General features: G+C 41.2%; 15 protein-coding genes. 4 read left to right on the forward strand and 11 right to left on the reverse strand.

Annotated features, from left to right (window positions below):
• Positions 1 to 3: 3 nt before the first annotated feature.
• Positions 4 to 1,281, reverse strand: coding sequence for a nucleotide sugar dehydrogenase (locus J1899_RS20645; protein ID WP_214476422.1), 1,278 nt, complete (start codon positions 1,279 to 1,281; stop codon positions 4 to 6).
• A gap of 419 nt (positions 1,282 to 1,700) precedes the next feature.
• Between J1899_RS20645 and csaB the strand changes: the two genes are divergently transcribed.
• The 4 genes from csaB (at position 1,701) to J1899_RS20665 (ending at position 7,208) form a co-directional block, all read left to right on the forward strand.
• Positions 1,701 to 2,810 (forward strand): polysaccharide pyruvyl transferase CsaB, encoded by a 1,110-nt coding sequence (gene csaB, locus J1899_RS20650; RefSeq protein ID WP_214478954.1) that lies wholly within the window; start codon positions 1,701 to 1,703, stop codon positions 2,808 to 2,810.
• A gap of 18 nt (positions 2,811 to 2,828) precedes the next feature.
• Complete coding sequence (locus J1899_RS20655) at positions 2,829 to 4,004, forward strand: glycosyltransferase family 4 protein (protein WP_214476424.1); 1,176 nt, start codon at positions 2,829 to 2,831, stop codon at positions 4,002 to 4,004.
• 84 nt (positions 4,005 to 4,088) lie between these two features.
• Positions 4,089 to 5,612, forward strand: coding sequence for a murein biosynthesis integral membrane protein MurJ (murJ, locus tag J1899_RS20660; RefSeq protein ID WP_214476426.1), 1,524 nt, complete (start codon positions 4,089 to 4,091; stop codon positions 5,610 to 5,612).
• A 15-nt stretch (positions 5,613 to 5,627) separates the two neighbouring features.
• Positions 5,628 to 7,208: a glycoside hydrolase family protein gene (locus J1899_RS20665; RefSeq protein ID WP_214476428.1), complete on the forward strand. Its 1,581-nt coding sequence runs from the start codon at positions 5,628 to 5,630 to the stop codon at positions 7,206 to 7,208.
• Between the two features lie 63 nt (positions 7,209 to 7,271).
• On the opposite strand, the gene J1899_RS20670 is transcribed toward J1899_RS20665, so the two are convergent.
• The 10 genes from J1899_RS20670 to J1899_RS20715 all read right to left on the reverse strand — a co-directional run bounded on the left by J1899_RS20670 (position 7,272) and on the right by J1899_RS20715 (position 26,382).
• A complete protein-coding gene (locus tag J1899_RS20670) occupies positions 7,272 to 9,281 on the reverse strand; it encodes an S-layer homology domain-containing protein (RefSeq protein ID WP_214476430.1) in 2,010 nt (669 codons plus the stop codon).
• Between the two features lie 244 nt (positions 9,282 to 9,525).
• Positions 9,526 to 10,518, reverse strand: coding sequence for a C40 family peptidase (locus J1899_RS20675; protein ID WP_214476432.1), 993 nt, complete (start codon positions 10,516 to 10,518; stop codon positions 9,526 to 9,528).
• A 278-nt stretch (positions 10,519 to 10,796) separates the two neighbouring features.
• A complete protein-coding gene (locus J1899_RS20680) occupies positions 10,797 to 12,698 on the reverse strand; it encodes a S8 family peptidase (protein ID WP_214476434.1) in 1,902 nt (633 codons plus the stop codon).
• Between the two features lie 214 nt (positions 12,699 to 12,912).
• Positions 12,913 to 14,289, reverse strand: coding sequence for an N-acetylmuramoyl-L-alanine amidase (locus J1899_RS20685; protein ID WP_214476437.1), 1,377 nt, complete (start codon positions 14,287 to 14,289; stop codon positions 12,913 to 12,915).
• Positions 14,290 to 14,862: 573 nt separating this feature from the next.
• Positions 14,863 to 20,787, reverse strand: coding sequence for a SpaA isopeptide-forming pilin-related protein (locus J1899_RS20690; protein WP_214476439.1), 5,925 nt, complete (start codon positions 20,785 to 20,787; stop codon positions 14,863 to 14,865).
• Positions 20,784 to 21,482 carry a class D sortase gene (locus J1899_RS20695; RefSeq protein ID WP_246586539.1) on the reverse strand — a complete coding sequence of 233 codons (699 nt, stop codon included), beginning with the start codon at positions 21,480 to 21,482 and terminating at the stop codon, positions 20,784 to 20,786. Before J1899_RS20695 ends, J1899_RS20690 begins: the two co-directional genes overlap by 4 nt.
• A gap of 341 nt (positions 21,483 to 21,823) precedes the next feature.
• On the reverse strand, positions 21,824 to 22,963 hold the full coding sequence (locus tag J1899_RS20700) for a response regulator (RefSeq protein WP_214476440.1): 1,140 nt from the start codon (positions 22,961 to 22,963) through the stop codon (positions 21,824 to 21,826).
• Between the two features lie 126 nt (positions 22,964 to 23,089).
• Complete coding sequence (locus tag J1899_RS20705) at positions 23,090 to 24,097, reverse strand: MupG family TIM beta-alpha barrel fold protein (protein WP_214476442.1); 1,008 nt, start codon at positions 24,095 to 24,097, stop codon at positions 23,090 to 23,092.
• Positions 24,094 to 25,455: a PTS transporter subunit EIIC gene (locus tag J1899_RS20710; protein WP_214476444.1), complete on the reverse strand. Its 1,362-nt coding sequence runs from the start codon at positions 25,453 to 25,455 to the stop codon at positions 24,094 to 24,096. Before J1899_RS20710 ends, J1899_RS20705 begins: the two co-directional genes overlap by 4 nt.
• 72 nt (positions 25,456 to 25,527) lie before the next feature.
• Positions 25,528 to 26,382: a MurR/RpiR family transcriptional regulator gene (locus J1899_RS20715; protein ID WP_214476446.1), complete on the reverse strand. Its 855-nt coding sequence runs from the start codon at positions 26,380 to 26,382 to the stop codon at positions 25,528 to 25,530.
• Positions 26,383 to 26,408 lie beyond the last annotated feature (26 nt).

Raw genomic sequence — 26,408 nt, forward strand, 5'->3', positions numbered from 1 at the left:
TTTCTATTCTTGGATCGATTTAAGGTTCATTAAATTACCAATTCGATAAACCGTTAACTGTTCTTCATCTAAGTTTGTGCAATTTTTCGTATCAAACACGACTGGTGTCCTCATTAATGAAGCTAATTCTTCACCGTTCAATGACTTAAATTCATTATGATCGGCTAAAACAACAACCAGATGCGCATCTTTCACTGCTTCTTCAAAAGAAGATAGCGGGAATTCTACTTGCTCCTGCTGCACGTGCGGATCATAAACTTTCAGATCATAGCGTTTATTGTCTAACAGCATTTCAACAATCTCGAGTGCCGGGCTTTCGCGGACATCATCAATATTGCCTTTATACGTTAATCCGAATACAGCCACTCTTGGCTGATCCAGTTCTGCTGTTAAGCGATGCACTTGTGTTGTCACAAAATGCGGCATTGAGTTGTTAATATCGCGGGAAAGCTTAATCAGCTTCGCTTCCTCTGTCGCTTTTTCCACGATAAAGTACGGATCTACTGCCAGACAGTGTCCGCCGACTCCTGGTCCTGGGTGGTGAATATTCACTCGAGGATGCTTGTTGGCAAGCTCGATGACTTTATGAGCATCAACGCCAAGACGCTGTGAAATTTTTGCCAGCTCATTTGCCAGGGCAATATTTACATCACGGAACGTATTTTCCATTAGCTTTGACATTTCTGCTGTCACAGCTTCCGTTTCAATTACATCACCAGTGACAATTTTGCGGTATACATCAGCAGCTTGCTTCGCCGCTTCTGGTGTTGTACCGCCAACGATTCTTGTATTTTCAACAAGCTCAATTAAAATGCGGCCAGGCAATACGCGCTCAGGACAGTGAGCTAAGTATAGATCTTTCTCTGTATCAAAGCCTTGTTCCCTTAGGATTGGAGCAACGACATCATCCATTGTGCGCGGAGGAATGGTTGATTCTACGATGACAATATTGCCTTTTTTCAAGTATGGCGCGATCGCTTTTGTTGCGCTGATCACATAATCTACATTGGCTGTTAAATCCTCATGAATTGGTGTCGGCACAGCAATGATGAAGACATCCGCTTCTTCCGGTGTAACCGATGCACGAAGTTTGCCTTCATTTACCACCTGTTTCACGATTTCCGGCAGCCCAACTTCTTCAATATGAATTTCACCACGGTTCAGCTTTTCGATAACGCGTTCGCTGACATCTACACCAAGCACATTGTAGCCTGCGCGTGCAAAAATCGCAGAAGTTGGAAGACCGATATACCCTAAACCGACAACACAAATTTTCTCCATTTATAAGGACCTCTCTTTAATATGAAAATTTCTACATTATAGGAATTAATTTTGTTAGCTAATGAACATAGTAAAACATGTCATAGTTCGACACAAGTGAAGGTGGACTTAGTTCCAAATCACTCTAAGCCTGCTATAGTTTTTGCGTGCTGCAATGCTAAGAATGTACAGCATGCCTGCATTCCAGCAAAAAAACAGCCAAGCTATGCCGAAGTTCGACACAATCCTAACATAGTATAACAAATTCAACCAAACGTTGCACCAATTACATTGAATGTCCACCATGCTAATGTTAAAATAAAGTTTAGCTTTTTTATACTAACAAGCATTCTAACCTAATCAATAAAGAAGAAATTAGAATGAAGGTAAAGGAAAGCTATTTCCGCATGGATAAAATGACACAAGGAGGAAATACTTCTTTGAAAATAGTGATCTCTGGATTTTATGGACTTGGCAACACAGGTGATGAAGCAATTCTTGAATCAATTGTTGATAATTTAAAGGATGAGCTCGACCACCCTGATTTAACCGTCTTCTCTCTATCTCCGAAAAAAACGGCTGAAACGTATGGTGTTAAAAGCGTTTATAGAGGATGGCGCCATGATTTTAAAGGAAAAGTGAAAGCGCTCCGCGAAGCTGACTTACTAATTAGCGGCGGCGGCGGTCTTCTTCAAGATACGTATCCAACGAAGTTTTTGTTCGGCCCCCTTCCTTATTATTTATTAATTGTGTTTCTTGCCAAGCTTTGCGGCACTAAAGTCATGTTCTTCTCGCAAGGTATTGGTCCCGTGAACTCAGCCTGGGGGAAAATATTAATGAAAGTATTTGCCAATATGGCAAACTTTATTACGGTTCGTGACCAGCACTCGAAGGATCTTCTCCATAAGCTCGGCGTGAATCGTCCTGAATCAGTCGTGACAGCTGATATCGTGTTTGCGTTTCAGAAAAAGGAGGATACAGCCTGCATCGATTCTCTTCCATTAAAGGGAGATGAAAAGCTTGTTGCTGTCTCTGTCCGTCCATGGTTCCAGCATACAGACCATTACAAACAGATCGGCATCGCACTTGATCAGCTGATTGAGGAAGAAGACATCACACCTGTATTTGTGCCGATGGAAGGTCATCATGATGTGAAAGCTTCCAATTTTGTATTGGAGCATATGCAGCATGGCGACCGCTGCTATGTATTAGGACCAGACTTCTCGCCAAATCAATACTTAAACTTTATCAGCAATTGCGACCTTACAATCGGGCTGCGTTTGCATTCGCTTATCTTCTCCGCTCTTGTTGCTGTTCCGCATATCGGGATCAGCTATGATAAAAAGGTGGAAAGCTTGTTAAAGCGTTCTGGCATGTGGACATACTCTTTTCCGCTTGAAACATTGGATGCTGCACAACTTGTAGATAACAGCAAAAAGGTTCTTGCCAATCATGCAGAACTGAAGGCAATGATTGAAACAAATGCACAGGGCATGCGCAGGGATGCTCTTGAAAATATTGACATGATGAAGGAACGATTTTTGAAATAACGCAAGGGAGAGGGCATTATGAAAATCCTAATTACGACTGTCTTCGATTACCCTCATGCTGGGGGATTATCGACACATGTAACAACATTAAAAGCAGGCCTTGAAGCAAGAGGACATGAAGTCGATGTTCTTTCCATCAGTGACGCGCCAGGCTGGCAAAAGAAATTTTATGCGCGTGGACCAAGCTTTGTGTTAAACAAAGTGAAAAAAGGCAAAGGCATCATTTGGAGCCGAAAAGCACGCCAAAACATGCTTCACAAGCTGATTGTAGAAAATAAATCGAAAAACTACGATATTATCAATGCCCAAGACGCATTTGCTACCTTTGCTTCATTGGAATCTGGCATTCCGACGGTTTCTACTGTTCATGGCTATATGGCTTTTGAAGCTGTCAGCGCCGGTTCGGTTGAGGAAGGCAGCGAAGAAGCGAAGCTATTGCAGGAGATGGAAAAAAAGGCATATAGCTCTACTCGCAAAGTCATTACGGTTGATCAGCGCATTAAAGACTATGTGAAAAAGCAGGCAGGAGTGGACGGCACCGCGATCCGCAACTTCATTGATATTCACGACTTTCAACCGGCAACTGATAAGAAAGCTGAGCTCCGCAAAAAGCACGGCTTTTCTGATGATGACCTGGTTTTCTTTGTACCGCGCCGTTTAACAAAGAAAAATGGCGTCATCTATCCGACCCTTGCTTTCCCAAAAGTATTGGAGAAATTCCCGAATGCAAAGCTTGTTTATGCAGGAATGGGCGAAGCGTTTGAAGAGCTGAAGGCTCTAATCGCTGAAAAAGGACTTGAAAATCAAGTACAGCTGCTTGGCGCCGTGCCGCATGCGAAGGTAAAAGAATTCTTCGCGTTATCGGATGTTGTTCTAGTGCCAAGTGTGCACTCTGCTGGTGTAGAGGAAGCGACCTCTATTTCCGCGCTTGAAGCGATGGGTTCAGGGATTCCGCTTATTGCCTGTGCAGTTGGCGGTTTAAAGGAAATCGTCAACCATGAGCATGACGGATTATTGGTAGAAGAGAAAAATGTGGCAGAGCTAGAAGATGCGATGCTGTTTCTGCTGGAAAATCCGGAAACGGGTGCACAGCTTGCGAAAAATGCCCGCCAAAAGATTGAAGACGAATACTCTCATTTGGCAGCAGCAGAAAAATATGAAAGCATCTACTTATCCGCATTAGAGAAAAACTAATTCACAGATCTTTTTATCAACTGAGACGTGCAGAGAATATGCTCTGCACGTCCTTTTATGAAATCGTCAGGAAGTGAAAAACGTATGGCTTCATTAAAAAAATCTGCTATTTTACTCACTTTATTAGCAATTGTCGTTAAGCTCTCAGGCTTTTTGCGCGAAAGTATAATGACAAGCCAATTCGGCGCCAGTCATTATACAGATGGCTATATTATGGCCTTTTCTTTTATTACCCTTGCCCTTGCTATGATTTCGGGCGGATTCAACAATGTGTTTCTGCCCCTATATGTAAAAAATAAAAAAGAAGATCCGAAAAAAGCAGAACAAAGTGCCAATGGCATTATGAATGCTACAGTCCTGATTTTCCTTGTTCTGTCTGTGATCGGCTATTTTATTGCTCCTTATCTTGTTCCGCTTATCTTCCCAAGTGCGCCAGCTGATACAGAAGCAATTGCAATCAGTATTACGCAATTCTTTATTCTTTTTATCAGTGCAATTGCGTTAAATGGAATACTGGATTCCTATTTGCAGGGAAGACGGATTTTTGTTCCTTCGCAAGTATCAAAGCTTGTCGCTACCATCATGGGTGTTGTGTTTGTCCTGCTCTTTTCTGAACAGTGGGGCATCAACAGTCTTGCTTATGGATTTATCGCTGGAACGATTTTAGGTTCAGCCATTCAATTCTATTATTTGCGGAAAAGCGGCTATCACTGGCAGCCTACCCTGAAGATTGAAAAGGAATTCGGCAAGACATTGCTCGTGCTGCTAGTTCCTTCTTTGCTGAATTCAGTTGTTGGCCAGATTAATATGTTCGTCAATAAGTCCTTCGCTGCCAGTACAGGGCTAGATGGAGTTGTCACCTATTTAAATAATGCTTCGATGCTTGTGACCATTCCTCATGCGATTTATGGAACAACGATTGCTGTTATTATCTTTACCCTTTTATCAGAGCAGCTTGATAATCCAAAGAAATTTCAGTCAACCTTTTTTACCGGCATGCAAATTTCGTTTGTCACATTAATGCCGATCGCGGTTGGATTACTGCTTGTTGGTGAACAAACTCTTTCCTTTATATTTGAAAGAGGAAAATATACCGCAGAAGATACGCATAGCGCCTATCTTGCTTTAGTTTTTTATGTACCTATGATTGTCACACAAGGTTTACAGTATATCGTTTCAAGATCAATGTATGCCCGCGGCAAAACAGCCATCATTTTCCGCATCAGTGTGACGACTATCATCTTAAATGCCTTTTTAAACTGGCTATTATTAAAACCTTACGGCTATACCGGACTTGCTTTATCCAGTTCCTTTGTATCGATGTATTATTTAGTGGTTTCAGGTTTTGTCGTGTATAAGGACTTTGACCGTTCTGAACTTTTCAAACTGCTGAACCTGATTGTCCGTGTCTTAATTCCAACCGTAATTATGGCCGTGCCCCTTTATCTGCTGCAGAAATTCACGGCTATTACAGAGTTATATTCGCTTGTACAATTAATGATCTTAATTCCGCTAGGAGCTGTTTTATATACGGGCGGATTATATGTATTTTATAAGGACGGCTTCAGACAGCTGCTTGCGATTGTGAAGAAAAGGAAAAAGGCGTAAAAGGAGGCATAACAGATGAGAAAATTAATAGCAGCTCTTATCCTCCTGATTGTTCTTTCTGGGTGTGAACAGCCAGAGGAACCGGAAGATTTTCGTCTTTCACTTGGAAATACAGATATAACGATAGCATCTGTTGTAAAAGAACAAGTAGATGATTCCAGCCTGCTTCCGGTTTATGAGGATCAAACCTATACACTCGAACTTGAAGAGGCTGGAACACTCGTTTTAAAAACGCGCTGTATCGATAACGGTGACTTTCTCGTCACGGCTCAGCTAACAGGTGATGAATCCGAGAAAGCGACCGCGAGCCTAAAGCTATCCGTAGACGAAGCCAATCGGATTGAACTGAATGATTGGGATCAAACCTTTATTGAGCGTCCTCATGATAAAAATACGGGCGAGGATCTAACCACCCAGCCAATTGGTTTATTTACTTCCAGTTCTTTTGAAGAGCAGCGCAGTCAAATTGTGCTGGGCAAACAATATGTTTCTACTGTCTTAACCACTAATTATGAGAACGATCATAAAAGTACGGTTCGGGTGTTAGAGAACGAAACAAAGAACTACCAAGTGCAGCAGACTGATGAATCAGTTTCCCTAGAAATCGAGTTGAAAGCGGAGCCTGGTGAGATCGCAGAGAGCTGGTTTATGGTGTCTGACGAATCATTCTTTTCTTCTGCAGAAGAGGAAGAAAGCTGGGTCACATATGTGCTTGAAGATTATAAAGAGGCAAACGGCTGGCTCACGATCGGCGGACCGATGAAAAAATTGCCTTGGTCCATAGAGCCTTATACACAGGAAGGCTATGGCCGCAACCTTGGAGTCATGGTCGACCGGGAAGCCATTGACCGCTTTGGTGAAACAGGCGAACGCTATTATTATAACTTGATGATTAATAGCGCTGCAGATCTTTATGAATATCGGAAAGAAAAAGGCACAGACGTATGGGAAACTGAATACACGAGCACTTGGCTAAAGGATGCATATGGTCTGACAGCGCCTTATATTGATACAAGACATAATGAATTCATCGGTTTATATTTAGCAATGATTGGTGATTATGCGGATTTGCCGGATCTAAAGCAGGCTCAGTTGGATTATGCCGATTACCTGCTGGAGCAAATTGCGATTGACAATGTGATTCAAACAGAAAACGGCTTCTATATTGCTGATTATTTTTCGCCGTATGATATGAAGCAGAAAACACATGCTTCCATGAATCACGTGCTTGGCGGAGCCAATCTGCTGCTTGATAGTTATATAGCCACAGATGATGAAAAATATTTAGAGGCCGCGAAAAAAATCCGCACAGCGATCGAGGATCTTGCGGATGAATGGGTCCGCGATACTGGCGACCTCTGGTATCAGGTTAATCCGGATCTAACCTTCTCCGGCAATGACTATGAACAGCTCACTTTACTGGATTTGCTGAAGCACCAAAACAAATGGGAAGCTTCCGGCGATACCAAAAGTGCTGTCATTGATGACTTTATCACATCAAAAACAGCGTACTTACTAGAAAATGATGTGGTGTTGATTGATGAAATTCAGGAGCTTTTAGAAGAGCAAGGATTTGCTGAAGAATTGGGGATTTAGAAATTTTCCTCTATAGACAAAAAAGAACCAGATTCCCTTTATTGGGATCTGGTTCTTTTCATTTTAATTCGTTTCAATTTTATCTGCTAAGTCAGAGCGGATATACGCGTATGGATTTTTTCCAGTCGTATCTGCATCAGATAAAATTTTATACCAGACATAGCCGTCAGCTGCTTTTTCTTCATCAACGATCACAATTGGCATTTTTGCCGCTTTGTACGTATATACTAAGTTTGTTGTACCTACAGCTGATGATGGTGTGCTGCGAATATTTGTACCAGGTGTATTTGTCAGCGCCACTACTTGCTTGTTATTGTAATCTTTAAAGCCTAACGCTTTGTCGATTCGGTACATATGGCCAGCTAACTTAGAGCCCCAGTAAGCATCTGTTGCGTATCTTACGTTAAAGCCCATTCCTTTGTTTCCTGGTGCAGCACCGTTGCTTCTCCAATCACCTTGGACTGCATATGCCTTATTTAAATATTTATCAACAAGCGCATCCACACTGTCTGTCGGCTTTGGATAAGCCTTCGCTCCGGATGGATCGCTGTCATACGCTTCAATTCCAAAGAGATTATTTAATCTTAATGCATTATTACTCATTCCGTACTGGCTTTCATGCATTGCCCATCCAAGTACTAAAAGTGCATTAATATTCGATTCAGCTTCAACCTTTTTCAGGTATGTGCCAAGTCCTTTGACTTTGCTTTTCTCAGTTGCATCTTTATAGACTGATAATCCAGTAGCTTCTAATTGAGCTAGTCTTGTATCAATATAATTATCTAGTTCAGCTGCTGTATATGGTGTTTTCGTACGTGCAGATAGAAATTGATAGTATGGGTAAAGTTCTTTTCCTACATAAGAAGTAGAAGTGCCTAGATTGTTGGTATAGAACTTTGTACCATCCCAGCTGTAATATCTGACTCCTTGCTTTAGCGCTGAAGGAGCTTTGCCAATTTCATAAGAACCATACTGGTTTGTTCCAGGATTATAAATGCTGTGAACAAGCTCAGCTCTTGCATTGACAGTATAGTAGTTTTGATTCTTAATCATTTTGGCAGGGACAAGATGGATATCCGAGTGTTTCACGTAAGCTGTTCGGCCGCCAATATATACCTTAACAGCTTCTTCAGTTGACTCAATATATTTTAACTCTTCCTGAGCTGGCACCGCAGCTTGAACAGATCTCAAATCTGATCCGCTGTATAAGCTTGTCGTAGCATTTCCGATTGAAGGACTCGCATACGCCAAGCCTGAAGCCATTTTTATAACTTTGCCCTTGAGGGTAATAACCTCTGAAGAAGAATTCCAGCTTGCTTCAGCTTCTGCAAAGGTTTTATATTTTTTAGCTGATTCTACTAATTCTCCATTTTGATCAATCTTAGAAATCACATAAGGTTTTTCTTCAATAGGCTGTCCAGGTTCGCCCGGCAGCTGATTTTCAAAGTCTTCCATTGCGTGAATCATACGAATGATAAATGCAGCAGCTTCTGCTCTGGAAGCTTGTCTTGCTGATTCAAAACGATATGTTTTTCCATCACTGTTCGGAAAACCAATTGTAATGTTAAGTTTTACGCTAGCTGCGATCGCTAGACGCGAAGAAGAAGCTGTAACAGTATCAAAATCCGTCAAAATGGATGGTTTTTCGAAAGGTACATCTATATTTTTATAATCAAGAGCATTTTTGATCATGATGACCATTTGCTCACGTGTGATTTGGTTATCTGGCTTAAAGTTTCCATCTGTTCCGCCTGCAATGATTCCTGCATCAGCAGCAGCATTGATTCCAGGTGCCAGTTTGGATGTTACAGCCACATCGGAGAATTTATGCGGAGCTTCCGGAAGCTTTAAAGCACGTGCAAGGAAAGTAGCAAACTCGCCTCTCGTTACTTTGTTGCCCGGTTTATATACGCCTTCACTATATCCAGTCAGAATTCCTTTTTGAATCGCTTCTCTCAATTCAGTTTCGAGCTTGATACCCGTGATGTCATCCGTGGCAGCCTGTCCAATTCCTGCTGGCAATAACGACAATATAAGAGCGACGGTAAGCAACAGAATCTTTGCTTTTTTCAAAAGTATTTCCCCTCTCTTTTCCGTTGTAAAGTGGCAATCTAAAAATCACTAACTATCATTCTACCAGAAAATTTCCGTTTCATGGTCGTTTTCGGCTATTTTTTTATAGGGAAAATATCCTATTCTATTTTGAAACTTTTTTGCTTCTTCATACGTCTAATATAATAAGAAACAATCAAGTGAACTTTTTAAAAGAAAAAAGCTGACCTTAGCAGTTGCACTGCCCGAGCCAGCTTACAAATAATTATTTTTTAACATTCATAGAATTGAAGATCGCTGCTGTAAAGAAAGCTCTTGTCGCACGATGTGTTGCATAATAACGATCTGTATCAAAGATTGTCGTGCTATCGATACTGCTCATCGTTACGATTGCATCATGAGCCCAATATGCTGGAGTAATGTCACTATATGAACTCGTATTTGCTTCAGCAATTTTCATTTCATTCAATTTAAATGCGCCTTCAAGAATGACAGCCATTTCCGCTCTAGTCATGTAAGCATCCGGACGGAAAGTACCATCTTTAAATCCATTGATAATGCCTAATTCTTTTATAGCTGCAATATCTTTTGCAAAGCGTGAACCTTTTGGAACATCCTTAAATGCGCTAATATTCTTTGGAGTCTTCTTCAGTACGCGGTTAATGATTGCTGCAGCTTGTCCTCTTGTTACAGCTTGGTCTGGACGGAAAGTGCCATCTTCAAACCCTTGGATGATTTCGCTGTCGCTTAATGCATAGATTGCTTCAAAAGCAAGATCCTTTTCACTAACATCAGAGAATCCTTCATCAGCTAAAATTCTTGTTGCACCGTAATACTTTGGTCCCCAGTAAGAGCTGCTTAAAGAATCAATCTTAATGCCGCTGCTTGAAGTTGCGCTGATAAATTCATTATTTCCTATGTATATGCCGGCATGTGTGATGCCTGCTTTGCTATATGTACGTTCAAAAAATACTAAATCACCAGGCTGCAGGTTTTTCTTCGCTACTTTTGTACCTGCATGATACTGACTTGATGAAGTACGAGGCAGATCGTAGCCTGCTTTTCCGAATACATACAAAACGAATCCTGAGCAGTCAAAGCCTCGCGGTGTTGTTCCTCCATATACATACGGAACCCCCAGCTGTGCTTTGGCAATTTTTATGATTTCTTCTTGGGATGATTGTGCGAAAGCTGTCGTGAATGGAAGAACCGAAAATATCAATACTAGAAGGATCACCTTCGAAAACTTTTGTCTCATCTTGCCACCTCTGCTCATTTCATTTCATATTTACTCGTAAAATATCAAATCTTGGAGTATGTAGTTACATTCTACCAAATGAGGAAGGTAATTTACTTTACTATTCTATTACAATTGTAGTAGAGGTGTTTATTTGTATGGCGAGTGGGTAAATACCCGTTTGGATAAGGGATAAGCGAATTAAGGGGATTTCTTTTATGAATTTATATTACAATTGTGTTACAGAAGTATCATACATGAAAAAAGATGCTGCCAAAGTTCTGCAGCATCTTTCTATTTTAATAGAGTCCTTCTGCTCTTGCGATGAAGACGGAGAAGGTGGATCTTGCCATTTTTTCGTAAGGTCGGAATGTGCCGTCGCTGTATCCTTCTGTAATGCTGGCGGCAGCTAAGCGGTCAATCGCCTCATAGCCTGTTACTTTTTCATTTACGTCTTTAAAGTTCATAGAGACTGAGTCTTGCAGGTCGTAAGCATTGGCAATGAGGATAGCCATTTCCGCTCTTGAAACCGGCTCATCCGGACGGAATGTGCCATCAGGATAACCTCGCAGAATATTATTTTGTGCTGCTGCTTCTATATATCCTGAAGCAGAATTGCCGCTCGCCACATCTTTAAATCTTGTTGATCTTTTCTCACCATTGTAGCCTAAAGCACGGCCAATCATGGCAACAGCTTCCGATCTTTTTACAAGCTGAGATGGACGCAGTTCATTCTGATCGTATCCTAATAGGATCGACTGATGATTTAAATACATCATATACCTGCTATACCAGACAGAATTATCAATATCTCTATATGTCGGCTTTGCTACATCGACATTAACAACAATGCCCGCTTTTCTTTGCTCAACACCGTTTTGCAGCGGAATAATGGTGTATTCAATGCGTCCTTTTAAACCATAGTCTTCGAATGTGTGATAAGATGCTGCAGCATTAATGACTTTATCAAAGCGCTGCACTTTATATTGACTATATTGCTTTAGAATTTCGCCCATCTCTAATGTCACTTTTCCTTTTTGATCGACATTATAAGAGATCGAATCAATTCCGCTGTTATCTTGCTCTAATTGTGCTAAACCAAAACCATAAAAACGGTCACGCCCTGTAGGTCCGAGATCTTTTGCTGTTTCTTGAAGCAGCTGTCTCATTTCAATATGTGTAAGAAGCGGATATTTTTCTTTATATAATGCAGCTAACCCCGTTACAAACGGAGCAGCCATTGAAGTTCCTGTCATTTCTGCATATCCATCTGCCTTAAGCGCTGTTGGATATGTACTATAAATATAATCTCCCGGAGCCGTCAATTCCACTTCCATTCCGGTGGAAGAGGTTGGGATTCTCGTCTGATTTTTGCCGAACGCTGATACAGCAATGACATTGGAGAATTTAGCCGGATACATGACCGTTTCACTTGTCCCTAATTCTGTTCCTTCGTTCCCTGCTGCTGCAATAACTAGAATTCCTTTTTGGTAAGCTTTATCTATCATTGCCTTAATCCCCAGATCTTCCACATCTGTTGTTAAGCTTAAATTGATAATGTCTACATCCTTGGATATTGCCCAGTCAAGCCCTGCCATAAAGGTCGATGTCGTTCCTCTTCCTCTAGAGTTCAATGCTTTAATCGTATAAAGCTCTGCATCTGGGGCAACTCCCACAATACCGATGTCATTGTCCTTTGCTCCGATAATGCCAGCTACATGTGTGCCATGTCCATTATCATCGTTATAGGAATCTGTACATTGAGATAGAACACATACGCCATCCGTAATATTTAGATCGGGATGATTTCGATCCACACCAGTATCAAGAATCGCAATCTTAATGTTTTTCCCTGTTAGAACAGTGGACTGTCTTTCTGGGATCTGCATTGTTTCATGTCCCCATGGTGTTACTTGGGCACTCGTTTGAACAGGCTGATCGGGTTCTGCTTTCGTGATCATATTTTTATCTGTTAGTTCCTGGATTTGCTCCGACGTTGCTTTAACCGCTGCAGCATGTATGTTCTCAAAAGATCTAAGTACGGTAAGACCTTCTGCCTCAAGTTGGGAATCTTCTATATCAGCAGATAAGAAAACAATATAATTTTTATAGCTGGTCTCGGCAGACGCAGCAGCCGTGCTTGAAGCAAACCATACTGCCAGCAGCAAGCCAGCTAGCATTCCTACCCATTTTTTCTTCAAAGTCCAGTGCCCCCTTTTCTATTACGCTTATAATTTATAATAATAGCATATTTGTATCACTGCTTTGGTCTATCAGGCGATGATTTTGATTTCCATTTGCCCAAATCGCTGCTGCCTGATATGAAAAAAACAAAAGGCTATCCAGTTGCCTAGAATAGACCCTAGTGGATAGCCTTTATTTAGAAACGTTTATTCACTTTTATAAAAGGGTAGATTAATATAAATTAGAAACGTCGAAGCCTTTTGCTTTATAGTAATCTAGGATCCCATAATAGATCGCTTTTGCTGCTGCATCTCTCCACGAAGGTGATGCAAGCTTGGCGTTATCTCCCTTATTATCAATGAAACCTAATTCTGTCAGAACAGCTGGCATGCCGTTTTCGCGAAGAACATGGAAGTTGCCGTTCTTCACTCCTCTATCACTTAGCTTGCCGGCAGCAATAAGTCTGTCTTGAATTTTTGTAGCAAGCAGTTTGCTGTCTGCAGAGTTTGTGTTTTTCGCTGCATAATAATAAGTCTCAGAGCCTTTAGCAGAACCATTAAATGCATTCGCATGAATGCTGACAAATACATCTGCGTTGGCATCTTCAGCAATGTCAACACGCTCATCTAGAGTAAGGTACACATCGGTATTTCTCGTCAGCTTATGCTGAAACGGAGTTTTTTCTAATAACGCTTCTACCTTAAGAGCCGTGTTTAGAACAACATCTTTCTCTTTCAATCCATATCCTATTGCTCCAGGATCATGCCCTCCATGACCAGCATCAATAACGATCATTTGCTGACTTAATCTATTATCATTCCCTGTATCAATGTCGGCATCCAAGTAAGCTGAATGAACCAACCCTTCAGTGCTGCCTGAGCGAACATATACCCATTGGCCAACTGAATAAGCCACTTCTACCTTCGTTCCTTTTACTAGGCTGCCAACTGCAGGATAGTAAGTTGAAGGACCAGAACGCACATTTAAGGATGATGCTGTAACTGTTCTCTCAAGACTGAAATTTTCAGTCGGATTCAGTCTCAGCTTGTAATTGATGGCTCTGGCAAGAAACACAGAAAAGTCTGCCCGAATCGTTGCTAAATCTGATCCAAACGTACCATCAGCCATACCTCCTGAAATTCCTCGGTTCATTAGTGCTTTGGCTGCTCCAGATAATGTGCCTCCAAAATCGTAGTTAAAGGCTTTGCTTAGGATAACGGCCATTTCACCGCGGTTTACAGGATTATCCGGCCTAAAGCTTCCATCACTGTATCCCGTAATGACTTTGGCATCTGCTGCTGCTTGTATGTAGCCAGAAGCAAAATATTGTGAACCTACATCCGAAAACTGTGTGCTTCTTTTGGTCTCGTTCAGATTAAGGGCACGGCCGATCATTGCTGCCGCCTCACCTCTTGTTACAACCTTCCCGGGGTTAAAGTAGCCATCAAGCGATCCAGTGACAATTTTACCATCGAACAGATACTTAATTTCTTTGTAAGCACGGTGGCTAGTGCTCACATCATTGAAGGATGAAGCTGCTTTGGACACGGTTTCTGACAAAGGTAGAAACAGCAAAGCTAGCACAACCGCGAGAACAATTTTCCTCATTAGCTTACTCCTTTCGGCATTTTCCTACATACTATCATACTATTATGATATTTTGAATCACACAAATTGGCTAGTTTTAGTAGAAATTTGTCTAATTCAGTCTCTATCTATATCGACATTGTTTTTAAGAAATTTATAGGTATAGTGGAAATAAGTAGAGTTATTTCCATATGTAATATTTTCCAACTTCATTTCCATCTAAATATCTGGCAGGTATAAAAAGTAGCTTTGATATCTTAAAATAATATTTCTAAAATACAATCATTAAAGTCATGGTTTGGAAAGCAAGCCCGTTGCATTGCGCTGCGGACACTCGCTTTCCGAGGGGAGGAAGCTGAGCCTCCTCGGAGCACGCTCCTGTGGGGTCTCAGCTTTTCCTCTACTTCCCTCCGGAGTCGAGTGTCCTCCGCTCCATTTCACTCATGTTTTTTTAAAAAATTTTTTAGTAAAAAAAACTGAATGATTAGAAGATATACCTTTTAATCATTCAGCCCTATAGTTTTGTAAATACTTATGTTCCATCATCAAAAAAAGCCAGCTTAAGAATTATCTCAAGCTGGCTTTCTACTATTATTATTTCATATCTGGTTTCCTGCGATTTGATACTAGTAGTGCTGCACCAATTAGCAAGAATAGTAAACCTGAATATACATAGATTGAGTTGCTTGCTTCCCCTGTTTGTGGGAGTGTTTTCCCTGGTGTTGGTTTTTCATTTTGGTTATCAGGAGTTTTAGCTGGATTTTCACTTGGGTTTCCTGGTTTACCTGGCTGTTCTGGTTCACTTGGATTCCCAGGGTTTACTGGTTCGTTTGGATTGTTCGGATTTCCTGGATTTCCTGGAGTGCCTGGTTCACCCGGTTCGCTCGGTTCGCCTGGTTCGCCTGGTTCGCCCGGTTCGCCCGGTTCGCCCGGTTCGCCCGGTTCGCCCGGTTCGCCCGGTTCGCCCGGTTCGCCTGGTTCACCTGGTTCGCCTGGTTCACCCGGTTCGTCTGGATCTGGATAGACTGGGATAAGCTGATTGCTCATCGTTAACTCTGTTACAGTCAGCTGATTTTTTACGATTTTAAATTCAATTGGTGTTTTATCTACATAATAGCCAACTGGCGGCTTAACTTCAATCAGCTGATAAAAGCCTGGTTCAAGGTCTTCCACGTAAATCTCGCCATTTTCATCTGTCGTTAACCTAGTTTTCCCGTCAACTTCTTTATACTCTTCTGTCTCTGTTGCTTTATACATTAGGGTAAAGATAGCACCCTCTAATCTTGTTTTTTCATTATGGTACGCAACTTTTTTTAGCTTAAATGCCTGCATAATTTTATCATTCTCGATTGTAATTGCATTTTCAGCTTGATCGATCGTAATCGTAATATCAGCGTCCGTTGAAAGAAGGTAGCCATTTGGTGCTTTGATTTCTTTTAAAGTATAGTGACCGTATGGAATTTTTGACAACTCTGCTTTTCCATCTTTATCGGTTACTAATTTGCCAATAAGCTCATTATTGTTATTGTAAAGTTCAAACTCTGCACCTTCTAGTGATGAACCTGTTGCTGCATCTACTTTGTGAAGGCTTAGATCTCCTTTTCCATGTTCATTCTCTTTTTCTACCTGCACAACAGCTGTTTGCTGGCTGGTGATCATGAATGGAACTGGTGTCTTATCTAAGTAGTAAAACTCTGGTGCTTTGACCTCTACAAATTGATACTCTCCTGCTTCCATATCATTGACAATGATGCTGCCGTTTTCGTTCGTTTTATAGCTACCGATCGTGATATAGCCGCTGTCTGTTTTCTTTTGAAGCTCAAATTCTGCGCCATTTAGCATTTTCGTACGATCTTCACTGTCCACTTTCTTAAGCTCGACTGCGCGGATAATCTTGTCGTTTTTCACAGTGACTTCTGGTGATGGTGCAGCAGAAGATAGCGTCACAGATTTCGTGTTTTCTGCATTAAACACATACCCTTCAGGAGCTTTCACTTCCTTCAGTGTGTATTGTCCGTATGGCAGATCTAAAATCTCCGCTTTTCCGTTTTCATCCGTCACTAATGTTCCGCTTAGCTCATTGTCACTATTGTATAGTTCGAATTCAGCTCCTTCTAGTGAATTTCCTGTTGCTCCATCCACTTTATGAAGGGTTAACTTTCCGATTCCTAATTCATTTTCCTTTGTCAGCTGAACTTTAGCAGTTTGCTTTTCTGTAATGGTAAATGGTACAGGTTCGGAATCTAAAAGATAGAATTTAGGAGATTTAACCTCAACAAACTGATAGTCTCCTGCCAGTAATCCTTTTACTGCGATACTTCCGTTTTCATCTGTTACATAAGTACCGACAGTCACATAACCGCTGCCTTCTTTCTTTTGCAGCTGGAATTCAGCACCCTGCAGTAACTTGCTTGAATTCTTGCTGTCCACTTTTATTAGCTCGACATCACGTATGATTTTATCGTTTTTCACTACTAGGGATGGTGAAGGTGTATCAGCGAAAACAATGATATTATCTGCCTCAATTTTTCCGATCACATAGCCTTCAGGTGCTTTCACTTCTTCTAAAGTATAGTTGCCATAAGGCAGGTCTAAGAATTCAGCGATTCCATCTTCGTTCGTTTTCAGTGTTCTGCTTACATTATTCTGGCTGTCATAGATTTTGAATTCAGCATCTTTAAGCGGCTCTTCAGTAGCGCTATCCACTTTCTGAATCGTCAGCTTGCCTTTGCCGCGCTCGTTTTGTTTTTTCACCTGTTTTGTTTGTATCTGATCATCATCAATAGTGAATGACACAGGGTCAGCGTTTAACACGTAAAATTCCGGTGCTTTCACTTCTATAAATTGATAATCTCCAGGCTCCAGATCCTTTACGACGATGCTGCCGTTTTCATCTGTTACATAGCTGCCTTGCTTCACATACTCGCTGCCTTCTTTTTTATGCAGCTCAAACTCTGCATCCTGCAGCAATTTTTGATTTTCTTTATCTTCTTTTATTAATTGAACGTCGGTGATGATTTTGTCATTCTTTATGACCTTTTCAGTTACCTCTTGTTCAAGCGTAACGGCTTCTGTGTCATTAATGCCGACCACATAACCTTCAGGCGCCTGATCTTCTTTCAGCAAATAGGTGCCAAGCAATAAGCGATCAAATGTAATTTCTCCGTATTGATCTGTTTCTCCGCTTGCAATCTCAGCTCCACTATCTGCGTCTAATAAAGTAAAGACTGCGCCGCTAAGTTTTTTGCTTTCATCATTTCGGTCCACTTTTGTTACCGTCAGGCTGCCAAGGACACCCTCGCCCGTTCCCATGCCCGTCGTATGTTTAACGGTGATAGATTCTTCTGACTCTGTGATCTCATCCGTAATTTCTTTTCCTGTAAAATTAACATCATTTGTAATCGTATCTCCAACTTTTGCGAGGATCATGGATTGATACTCCAGGATATATGGTGAATCAATTTGATTCTTAAAAAGAATTTCAAACGTTTCTTCACCATCGTCTCCTTCATTGATCGTTAGAGTGTATTCTTCTGGATCAAGCTTTGCTCCTTTTGCAACGTTCCCGCCGCTATCTACACTCGTTTCATATAGCTCAAAGGAATTTTGCAGCAGTTTTTGGTTGCTGCTTGGCGTATCAAAGATTTTTACGTCTGATACCGTTGATTGGCCAAAGTTAATATTAACCTTCCAATCTATAATTTTCCCATTTTGTCCACCAGACTTTTTCGCATAACTTCCGCCGTTATTGACAGAAACAGATGCTGTTAAATCTGTGACCTTTTCACCTTTATTATTCAATGTGGCTGTGTTGCTGTAGCTGCTTTTAATCATTTTATCTTCAAGGCTGGTATTAAAGGAAATTTGATAAGGTGAGTTTATGGCTTCTTTAAACTTTACTTTAAAGCCTTGCTTGTTCTCAGGATCCCACTCTACTGTGTAATCCTCATCTTTTACAAGTTCTTCTTCCTCTGTTCCATTTGGATCGCCTGTCAGTGACATTTTTCTTACTGTAAGTGACTCTCTGTCTAGTTTTTGATCATCAGTAATATAATCAACAACTTCCGCTTCTTCCAATTGCTTTAGGTTGTAGTTAACTCCTACCTTCCAGGTAATTTCTTTTGTTACCGCGTTATAGGAACCACTTTTAAACCCATTTGATTGTGTGTAGCTATCCGGTTCAAAGCTGGCAGTTGCTTCCTTGGATCGCGAATTATTTTCTTCATCTTTCCATGTCAGCAGTGCTTTGTTCTCAAGTTTCTTGCTGCCCTTGTCTTTACGGGCTTCATAGTTAAAGGTTGTAGCGTATGTGATTGTAACTTGTTCTGTTACATCCTTTAAAAAGTCAATATTAAAGCCGTTAGGAGTAAGCTCGACTGTATAATCTACGCCTTTTTCGTATTCCTTTTCGCCTTTAATAACAAGAGTGTCTTCTATAAACTCCAGTCCTTCATTTGGGAACGTATCTGTCAGCACAACACCACTCATCGGATACTTATCTTTATTGAAGACAATTTCCCATGAAGCCCTTTTCGTTTGATAGTTAGCGCCTTTGTAGCCTTTTGAAAGAATCTGCTGACTGATCCATCTTTTTCCTTCAGCACTTATATCACCGTAAGTTACTTTATTGGCGATTTCCGTGTTATTAAATACACGATCAATTGCTTTTGTTTTATACGTAATCTTGTGTGCTTTATTTATGTTTTCTTGAAACTTAAATGTAAAGCCGTTTTTGCCATCTGCTGCGGGAAGCTTTGTTACTGCGTATGAATGTTCATCAACTGGAGCAGTTCCTGCTTCATTTCCATTTTGATCAATCGTGACTTCACGTACATCAAATGAATCTTCAATTAATGTTTGTGTGTCATCAAAAAGATCTGTTAAAACGGCATTTCCGGCAGTAATTGGTTTTTCATTGTAGTTGTATTTGATTTCCCATGTGATTGTTTGTGTAATTGCATCATAATGTGCTGATCTTTTTTCTAGCGGCTTCCCTCTTTGCACACCAACGCTTGCTTCTGCTTTTTGCTCAGCATAATCGTCACCGCTTATGAATGCAGCATTTTTGAAGGAAGTGCCTTCTTGGTCTGTAACATCTGTTTTAAATGTGATCTGATATGCGCTGTTTATGTTGCCAAGCTGAATCTGGAAGTCGCCGCCGTCCGCTGTTTTCTCTAGAGAAACATTTACCTTTTCTCCGCGTTCAACACTGCCATTCAGCTTTGTATTGAGTTTATAAACTTCAACGGAATTTTCCTGCAGCTGTAATCCATTCGGAATTGGATCTGTAAAAACAGCATTTTCAATGTTATTCAGATGTTTATTTACATTGACTGTCCATGTAATTTCATCAGTATTATAGCTGCGGTTTGGAACTCCTTGTTTATCAATAGTGTTCCCGCTTGGTTCATATTTGATCGGAATATCTACTGATGCTTTCCCCTCAATCGGTGTTACCCTGACAATGCGTTCCTCTGTAACTGTAGTGGTTTCCCGAATGTTAGTTAACACTTGAAGAGTTCCTTTAATGTTGGAGCGTTCTTCAATAAATTGATTGAAAACAACTGTAGCATTTCCTGCCAGATCTACAGTAAAAGTACCGATCGATTGATTATCGAACATGATTTCCGTATTAACTGCCTCATAAATGGCTAATTCGGTAGGCACCTTAAAATGGTATGTTGCTCCATCCGTATAGCCATGGCCATTACGCAGAGCCCAGTCATAATCTACAATAATCGTTGTCTCACGCGTAACTTCGTTTACTGTTTCGTCATTGCTGTTTTTAAACGTAAGTGTAGCGTTTGTTAAGATTTCTTCGTTAATATCTATGTTTGGTTCTTTTTGCAGCAGCTGCTTATCATTTTCTTCTGCTTCATCTTTTATTGCATCACTATCTTCTGTACCTTCCTCAGCAGACGTCTCTTCACCCGTTACAGGATCTGTTTCAGATGGATTTTCGCTTGGAGGTGTTTCCTCACCGTCATTTTTTCCAGCTTCGCCTGGATCTTTTGATTCGTCAGACTGGTCTGGATCTTTAGGTTCTCCGGTTTGATCTGAATCCTTTGGTTCTTCAGTTTGGACTGGTTCTTCTGATCCGTCAGATTCTGCAGGAGGTGTCTCCTCATCAGCATCAGCCTCTCCAGTGATCGTGATTGATCCAGAACCGCTCAGTTCTTCTGTATGAGCCAAAACGGTTACAGAAATAGAACCATCTGTATTCACTGTATAATTTCCGATGATCTGCTCCCCTATTAACAGATCACCATTTTGCTCATCTACACTCACAAACTCCTCTGGTGCATTGAAATTATACGGTTTATCTTCCGTTCTTTCTGCGGCACTGTAGTTCCAAGTAAGTACTGCCGTCCCTTTTCCTTCTTCATCCAAGGTAAGATCTGATGGTGTCAGTGTAAAATCTTCCGGCTGGCTGTTTTCATTTGCCAGGGCACCAAGCGGACTTAAAAAACTTTGCAGAATTAATATAAACATAAGTAAAACTAAGCTTATTTTCTTCATACTTCCTCCTTATTTACCAGTTTTCCTTGTACAATTAAGCGATCCGTCGGATTTTCCTCCCCGATTGGTGTACATGTAACCAAGGTAAGATAAGGGCTCTCTTTATCTGAAAGGACATCCACCTGCTTTTGATCAACGACGAAAACTTTGTCGACAATAAATGTGTAGTCTTCCTGATCCATTTTCACATGGAGTTCATCTTGAACCTTCAATTCATTTAACCTATTAAATTGTTTTCCAAATGTGGCTCCGCGATGTCCGGCAATACTTACATTGTGAACACCCATCTTTTTTTCTGGTTCAATGATGCCTGCTCCCTTATTGAGTGCATCCACACTGACTCCGTCGAAAAAAAGCATCTCAAGATCAATGGCAGGAATAGACAGCATTCCCCTTGCATCCTTCGCTGCCACATATTCGGCCTGCTCATTCTGCTCCGGCTCTCCATCAGCTAATGCGGCTGTTTCCCATTCCCCAAGCTGTTCAAAAGCTGTGATTAATTCTTCCTGCTCCTCATGATATGCCCTTTTTTCATACTGCGGGAACAAGAGAAGCAGCCCTCCAGCTAAAAGGAACACTACCCCGACGACTGAACGAATCTTCTTTTTGTTGCTCATTTTCTCTCCAGTAATCCCTCCTTGCTTCCATAAAGCACTTCCAAAATTCGGAATGCCTTCCATATCATAAGGTTTCATTCTGAACAAATTTTGAACAATTCTGCGTTTCCTATGTAGGGTGAAAAAGTATGATGATTATGGTTCAAAATTGCTGGTGATCTATTCTAGTCTCTTGATTGTCTATTATGTATTGTGCAGGTGTTTTTGCTTCAATGGGTGGGTGTGAACATCTGGGAAGGAGTGATAGAGCTGCCACTGAGTCAATTACAGGGGATGTAACCAACATTGGTTCAAACGAAACACTTTGATATTCGGCGAATAAGTATTTTCTCACAATAAATCACCTAAATTCGCCAACACTGTGGGTCTACCCTCATTTTTAGAAAAAAAATAACCCCTTTTTTATTTGGGGCTGGCAGTCAGCTTTTGCTGGCTGTGAACTTCGTATTTTGAAAGCTGCTTTTATATAAATCAACCATTTCATGCGGAACATCTATCCCAAGCTCTTCCTGATAAATAAGCTCAATCTGTTCATATCGGACTAGCATTTTTGAAAGCTGTTTTGTTTGCAAGAAAAAGTTCATTTGGAGAAGCATATATTCTTCGTTATACGGATCAAGCTGCTGCAGTTTTTCTAGACATTTTTCAACACTGTCAGCAAATAATGTATGTTCCCAGTTCATCTGAACAAATTTCTCTAAAATTGCTTGCACAGTCTGCTTTAGATTTTGCCTTATTTGACTTGCCCAAAAATAATCTTCATCTTCAAGATAATCAGACTTATATAAATATAGGATTTTTAGCATATTCTTTTCTGCAGGTTCAGAATCATTCAGCAGTTCCTGAAGCTCCTGCCTGTCGCTTTGAAAATCAGCATCCAAGGAATATGTATCATTAGCCAATATGATGGGGTTTGTTTCAAGACCTGCTTCTTTAAGTGTTTTGCGAAGCTGATAAACAGTGGTATGCAGCAATGTCATTGCCTTATCAGCATGGATATCAGGCCAAAACTGATCGATTATTTTTGCTTTATGAACTGGATTCCCGCTATTTGACCATAGATAAGCAAATAGCTCTTTGACTTTTTTAGTCCGCCATTTAATCTCCATTCCGCTATTGTTCACTAAACGCAAGGATCCAAAAGAGGAGATATACACTCTTTGACTTTGAGGCTTTGTTTTTATAAATTCTTTGTAGATTTTTATTTTTTCTTTTACTCTTGAAATTGCCTTTTCTAAGCGTGCTTTTGAGACAGGCTTTAATAGATAATCAGCAGCATTCACCTCAAAGGCTTCTAACGCGAATTGAGGATGTGCAGAAACAAATATAATTTCTATTGACAATTGCTTCTCCAGTAATTTTTCAGCGAATTGCAGGCCATGTTCTCCGCCTAACTCCATATCGAGGAAAATGACATCCGGCGGGTTCTTCCGCATTTCAGACAAAGCGGCAGCTGGATCAGTAAAACTGCCTATAATATCTATCTCTTTATAGGATTTCAGCATTTTTTCAAGCATTTTAACAGCATACGTTTCATCATCTATTATGAATGCTTTCATTTCTTCTCCTCCCGCCGAGAATCATTCTCATTTTCTACTATTATACTATATTCTTATGAGAAATTTCCTTAATTTTCTATAAAAATAGGGTTTTTTTCGCAAAAAAAGAGGAGAGAACCCCCTCCTCTAAATCAGCTTTATCTTATGCTTCGGCTTGATGAACCTCAGCACCTCGATATCTGACTCTCTTATTCTCCCGATGATGTTCACACGTTCATCTGCAGGCAGGTCCCGCAATGTAATCGAGACTTCCCCATTGTATCGTCCATACTTCTCATTATCAGCTGTAATACAGCCTGTTTTCCGTTCGATCGTATTAGCAGCTGGTATTGGCTGTGCTGTTCGTGTGTTCATGAAACGCAGCACATCACGGGCAAAATCCGGTCTTGGTGAATAAACGTCTGCCGCGAAGGAAGAATCCTCCATATGCAGCGGAACAATGCTTTCAACTTCTAATGAGATCAGATTTTCAAGTAAACCTTCTCCACTATCAGGGTCACCGATATAAATATCATCCACACCCGAATCCATCAGTTCCAATGCTGCTGCCATTGGATTGTGCTGCCGATGCTTTTCAAGAGTTGGCAGACCGTCAAAAAGAGGACCGCGCTTCTCGCCAATACCTGGAATGAAGGCACTGATTTTAATGCCATAAGCTTGAAACAATTGATTTTGCTTTATAAAAAAGTTCTCATCCAAGCCTGTTTCTTTTTTCGGGTAAAAGTTATGCCAGGCGATGAGCTGCTCTGCTTTTAGTCCTCTTTCAAGCAGATCGATTAATTCTCTTTCCGGCACTGTACTTGCATTGATCGCCAGCTTATATTGCTGTGCAAGACTGAGAACAAAATCAGTGTCGAAGAATTCATCAAGCCGCAATCCAGCGACACCCAGATTTTGAAGCTCACTGAAATCGGAAATGCCTAAATGCTTTAATGTATGCTTCGAAACATCTGTATATACTTCCATTCCAGCTTCTTTCGCAGCGGAGAGCAGCTTTTTTGCCCGTTCTGCCAAGTTTCCGGATTCTTCTGGGATATGAAGCGAGGTAAACGCCTTGTTGACGCCGAGCTTTCCAGCTTCAGCAATGCGTTCCTCTGCCTTCTCATCGTTCAGGTAGAAGGAAATGCCGATCAATCAAATTCACCAGCCATTTCGTCTTTAAAGCCGAATAGGTAAGTGAAAATGAAACCTGCTACATACGCAATCACTAATCCGATTAGATAGTAAATGACTTCTCCCGGCACAACGATAAAGGCAAGCGGCAGCCCGGAAACCCCTACAGCCACGGTTGCGACATTATAGATCGCCTGGAAAGCTCCGCCGACACCGGCACCAAGACATGCTGTTAAGAACGGGCGGCCAAGCGGCAAGGTAACACCGAAAATAAGCGGCTCCCCGATTCCAAGGATTCCGGATGGAAGCGCCCCGCCAATTGCACGCTTTAAACGCTTTTTCTTTGTTTTCATATAGATCGCAAATGCAGCTCCAACTTGACCTGCTCCACCCATTGCAAGGATCGGAAGCAGCGGGTCATCACCAATCGAGTTGATTAACTCAAGGTGAACTGGTGTTAAACCTTGGTGCAGGCCTGTAACTACTAACGGAAGGAATGTAGCGCCAAGAACAAAACCAGCAACTGCTCCTCCGATATCTAATACAGCTAAAAGACCGTTCGTAATGCTATCAGAGATAAAGCCGCCAATTGGCATAAATACAATATAAGTTACAATACCAGTAATCAATAAAGCAATGGTTGGCGTTACAATAATATCAACAGATTGCGGAACGAATTTACGTACATTTTTCTCAACAATCGCAATGAAAATCGCTGCCATGAGGACCCCAATTAAACCGCCGCGTCCAGGCAGAAGTTCTTCGCCAAATAGAGTGATCGTTGCTGCAGCCGGGTTAATGATGAGAATGCCGGCCAAACCGCCCAATGCCGGTGATCCGCCAAATTCCTTCGCTGCATTTATACCGACTAAAATGCCCAGATACGTAAATAGTCCGCCGCCGATAACGGTTAAAATAATCGCAATCTGTGAATCTGCCGCCAGCCACTCTGCCTGAATCAACGCTTTTGAAATACCGGTAATTAATCCGGAGGCAACAAGGGCCGGAATCAGCGGGATGAAAATGCTTGCAATTTTTCTTAGGAAAAGTTTAAAAGGTGTTGCATTCTTTTTATTTATCTCAGATTTCACACTGGCAGCGCGATCTTTTAGATCAATTCCGCCCTCTGATTCTACTAATTTACCAAACTCTTCTGTTACAGAATTGACTTTTCCAGGGCCGATGATAATTTGCAGTGTTTCTTCTTCAACTAGGCCTAGTACTCCATCTATTTTTCTTAATGCATCTTTATTGACGAGACTTTCATCAGATGGCTGAACACGCAAACGAGTCATACAATGTGTATAGCTTGAAATATTCGATGCTCCGCCAAGTTGTTCTAGTATTTCTTTGGCTAATTTCTGGTTTTCTCCTGCCATTTTTTCTTTTCCCCCTTTTTGATTTGTCCTTCATCTGTGTAAACAACTGATTATTTGCTTACACCACCCCCCTTATTGATGATCCTTTAGAAATTGAATCGCTTCTCTAGTTTTATCAATGTGCTCAATGGTTTCACCGTATTCAGCGGTGGCCATGCATAAGAAAATAAAATCAATGATCAGAAGCTGGGAAAGTCTTGATGTAGTGGCTGCGCTCCGGAATGGCGCTTCTGTTGAGTCAGAAGTATATAGATGAATATCCGCCAAAGAGCTGACTGTGTTTTGTCCGTATTTTGTTAAGCTGATCGTTTTCATGTTTTGTTTCTTTGCCAGTGAAACGATGCTGACTGCCTCAGGTGTTTCGCCAGAATAAGAAATAGCGAACAGTACATCGTCTTGATCAGCGTTGGCAATAAGTGTTGCTACGAGATGAACATCCGTAAAAGCAGTTGCCCTCCTGTTAATTCTCAGCAGTTTCTGCTGAGCATCAACCGCGATAATATGGGAAGCGCCAATGCCAAAAAAGTGAACATTTTTTGCCTTTAAAAGCACCTCTATGGCGGTTTCCAATTCATCATGATGAAGCAGCTCAGTCGTATCCTTCATGCTCTGTATACTGTTGCTCATCGTCTTTTGAACGATGGAGTAATACGATTCGCCAGGCTCGATATCACGATAGCCCTGCTCCTCAGGTTTCATAAGGTCGCCTGCTATGCGCATCTTTAACTCCTGATAACCTTTTAAACCAAGGGATTTGCATAATCGAATGACGGCTGCACCGCTTGTATTGGCCTCTTGGCCAAGTTCGCTGACAGTGCGGTCAATCACAGCCTGCGGATGCGCTAAAATATATTCTGCAATTTTCCGTTCTGAAGCCGGCAGCTGCTCCAGTGTGTTTCGTATAATCTTTAAACCTCCGCTTGCCATTGGGTAACTCCTTTTTCCTGTTCTTC

It is taken from the genome of Cytobacillus gottheilii (genome assembly GCF_018582665.1).
Taxonomy (GTDB): domain Bacteria; phylum Bacillota; class Bacilli; order Bacillales; family Cytobacillaceae; genus Cytobacillus; species Cytobacillus gottheilii.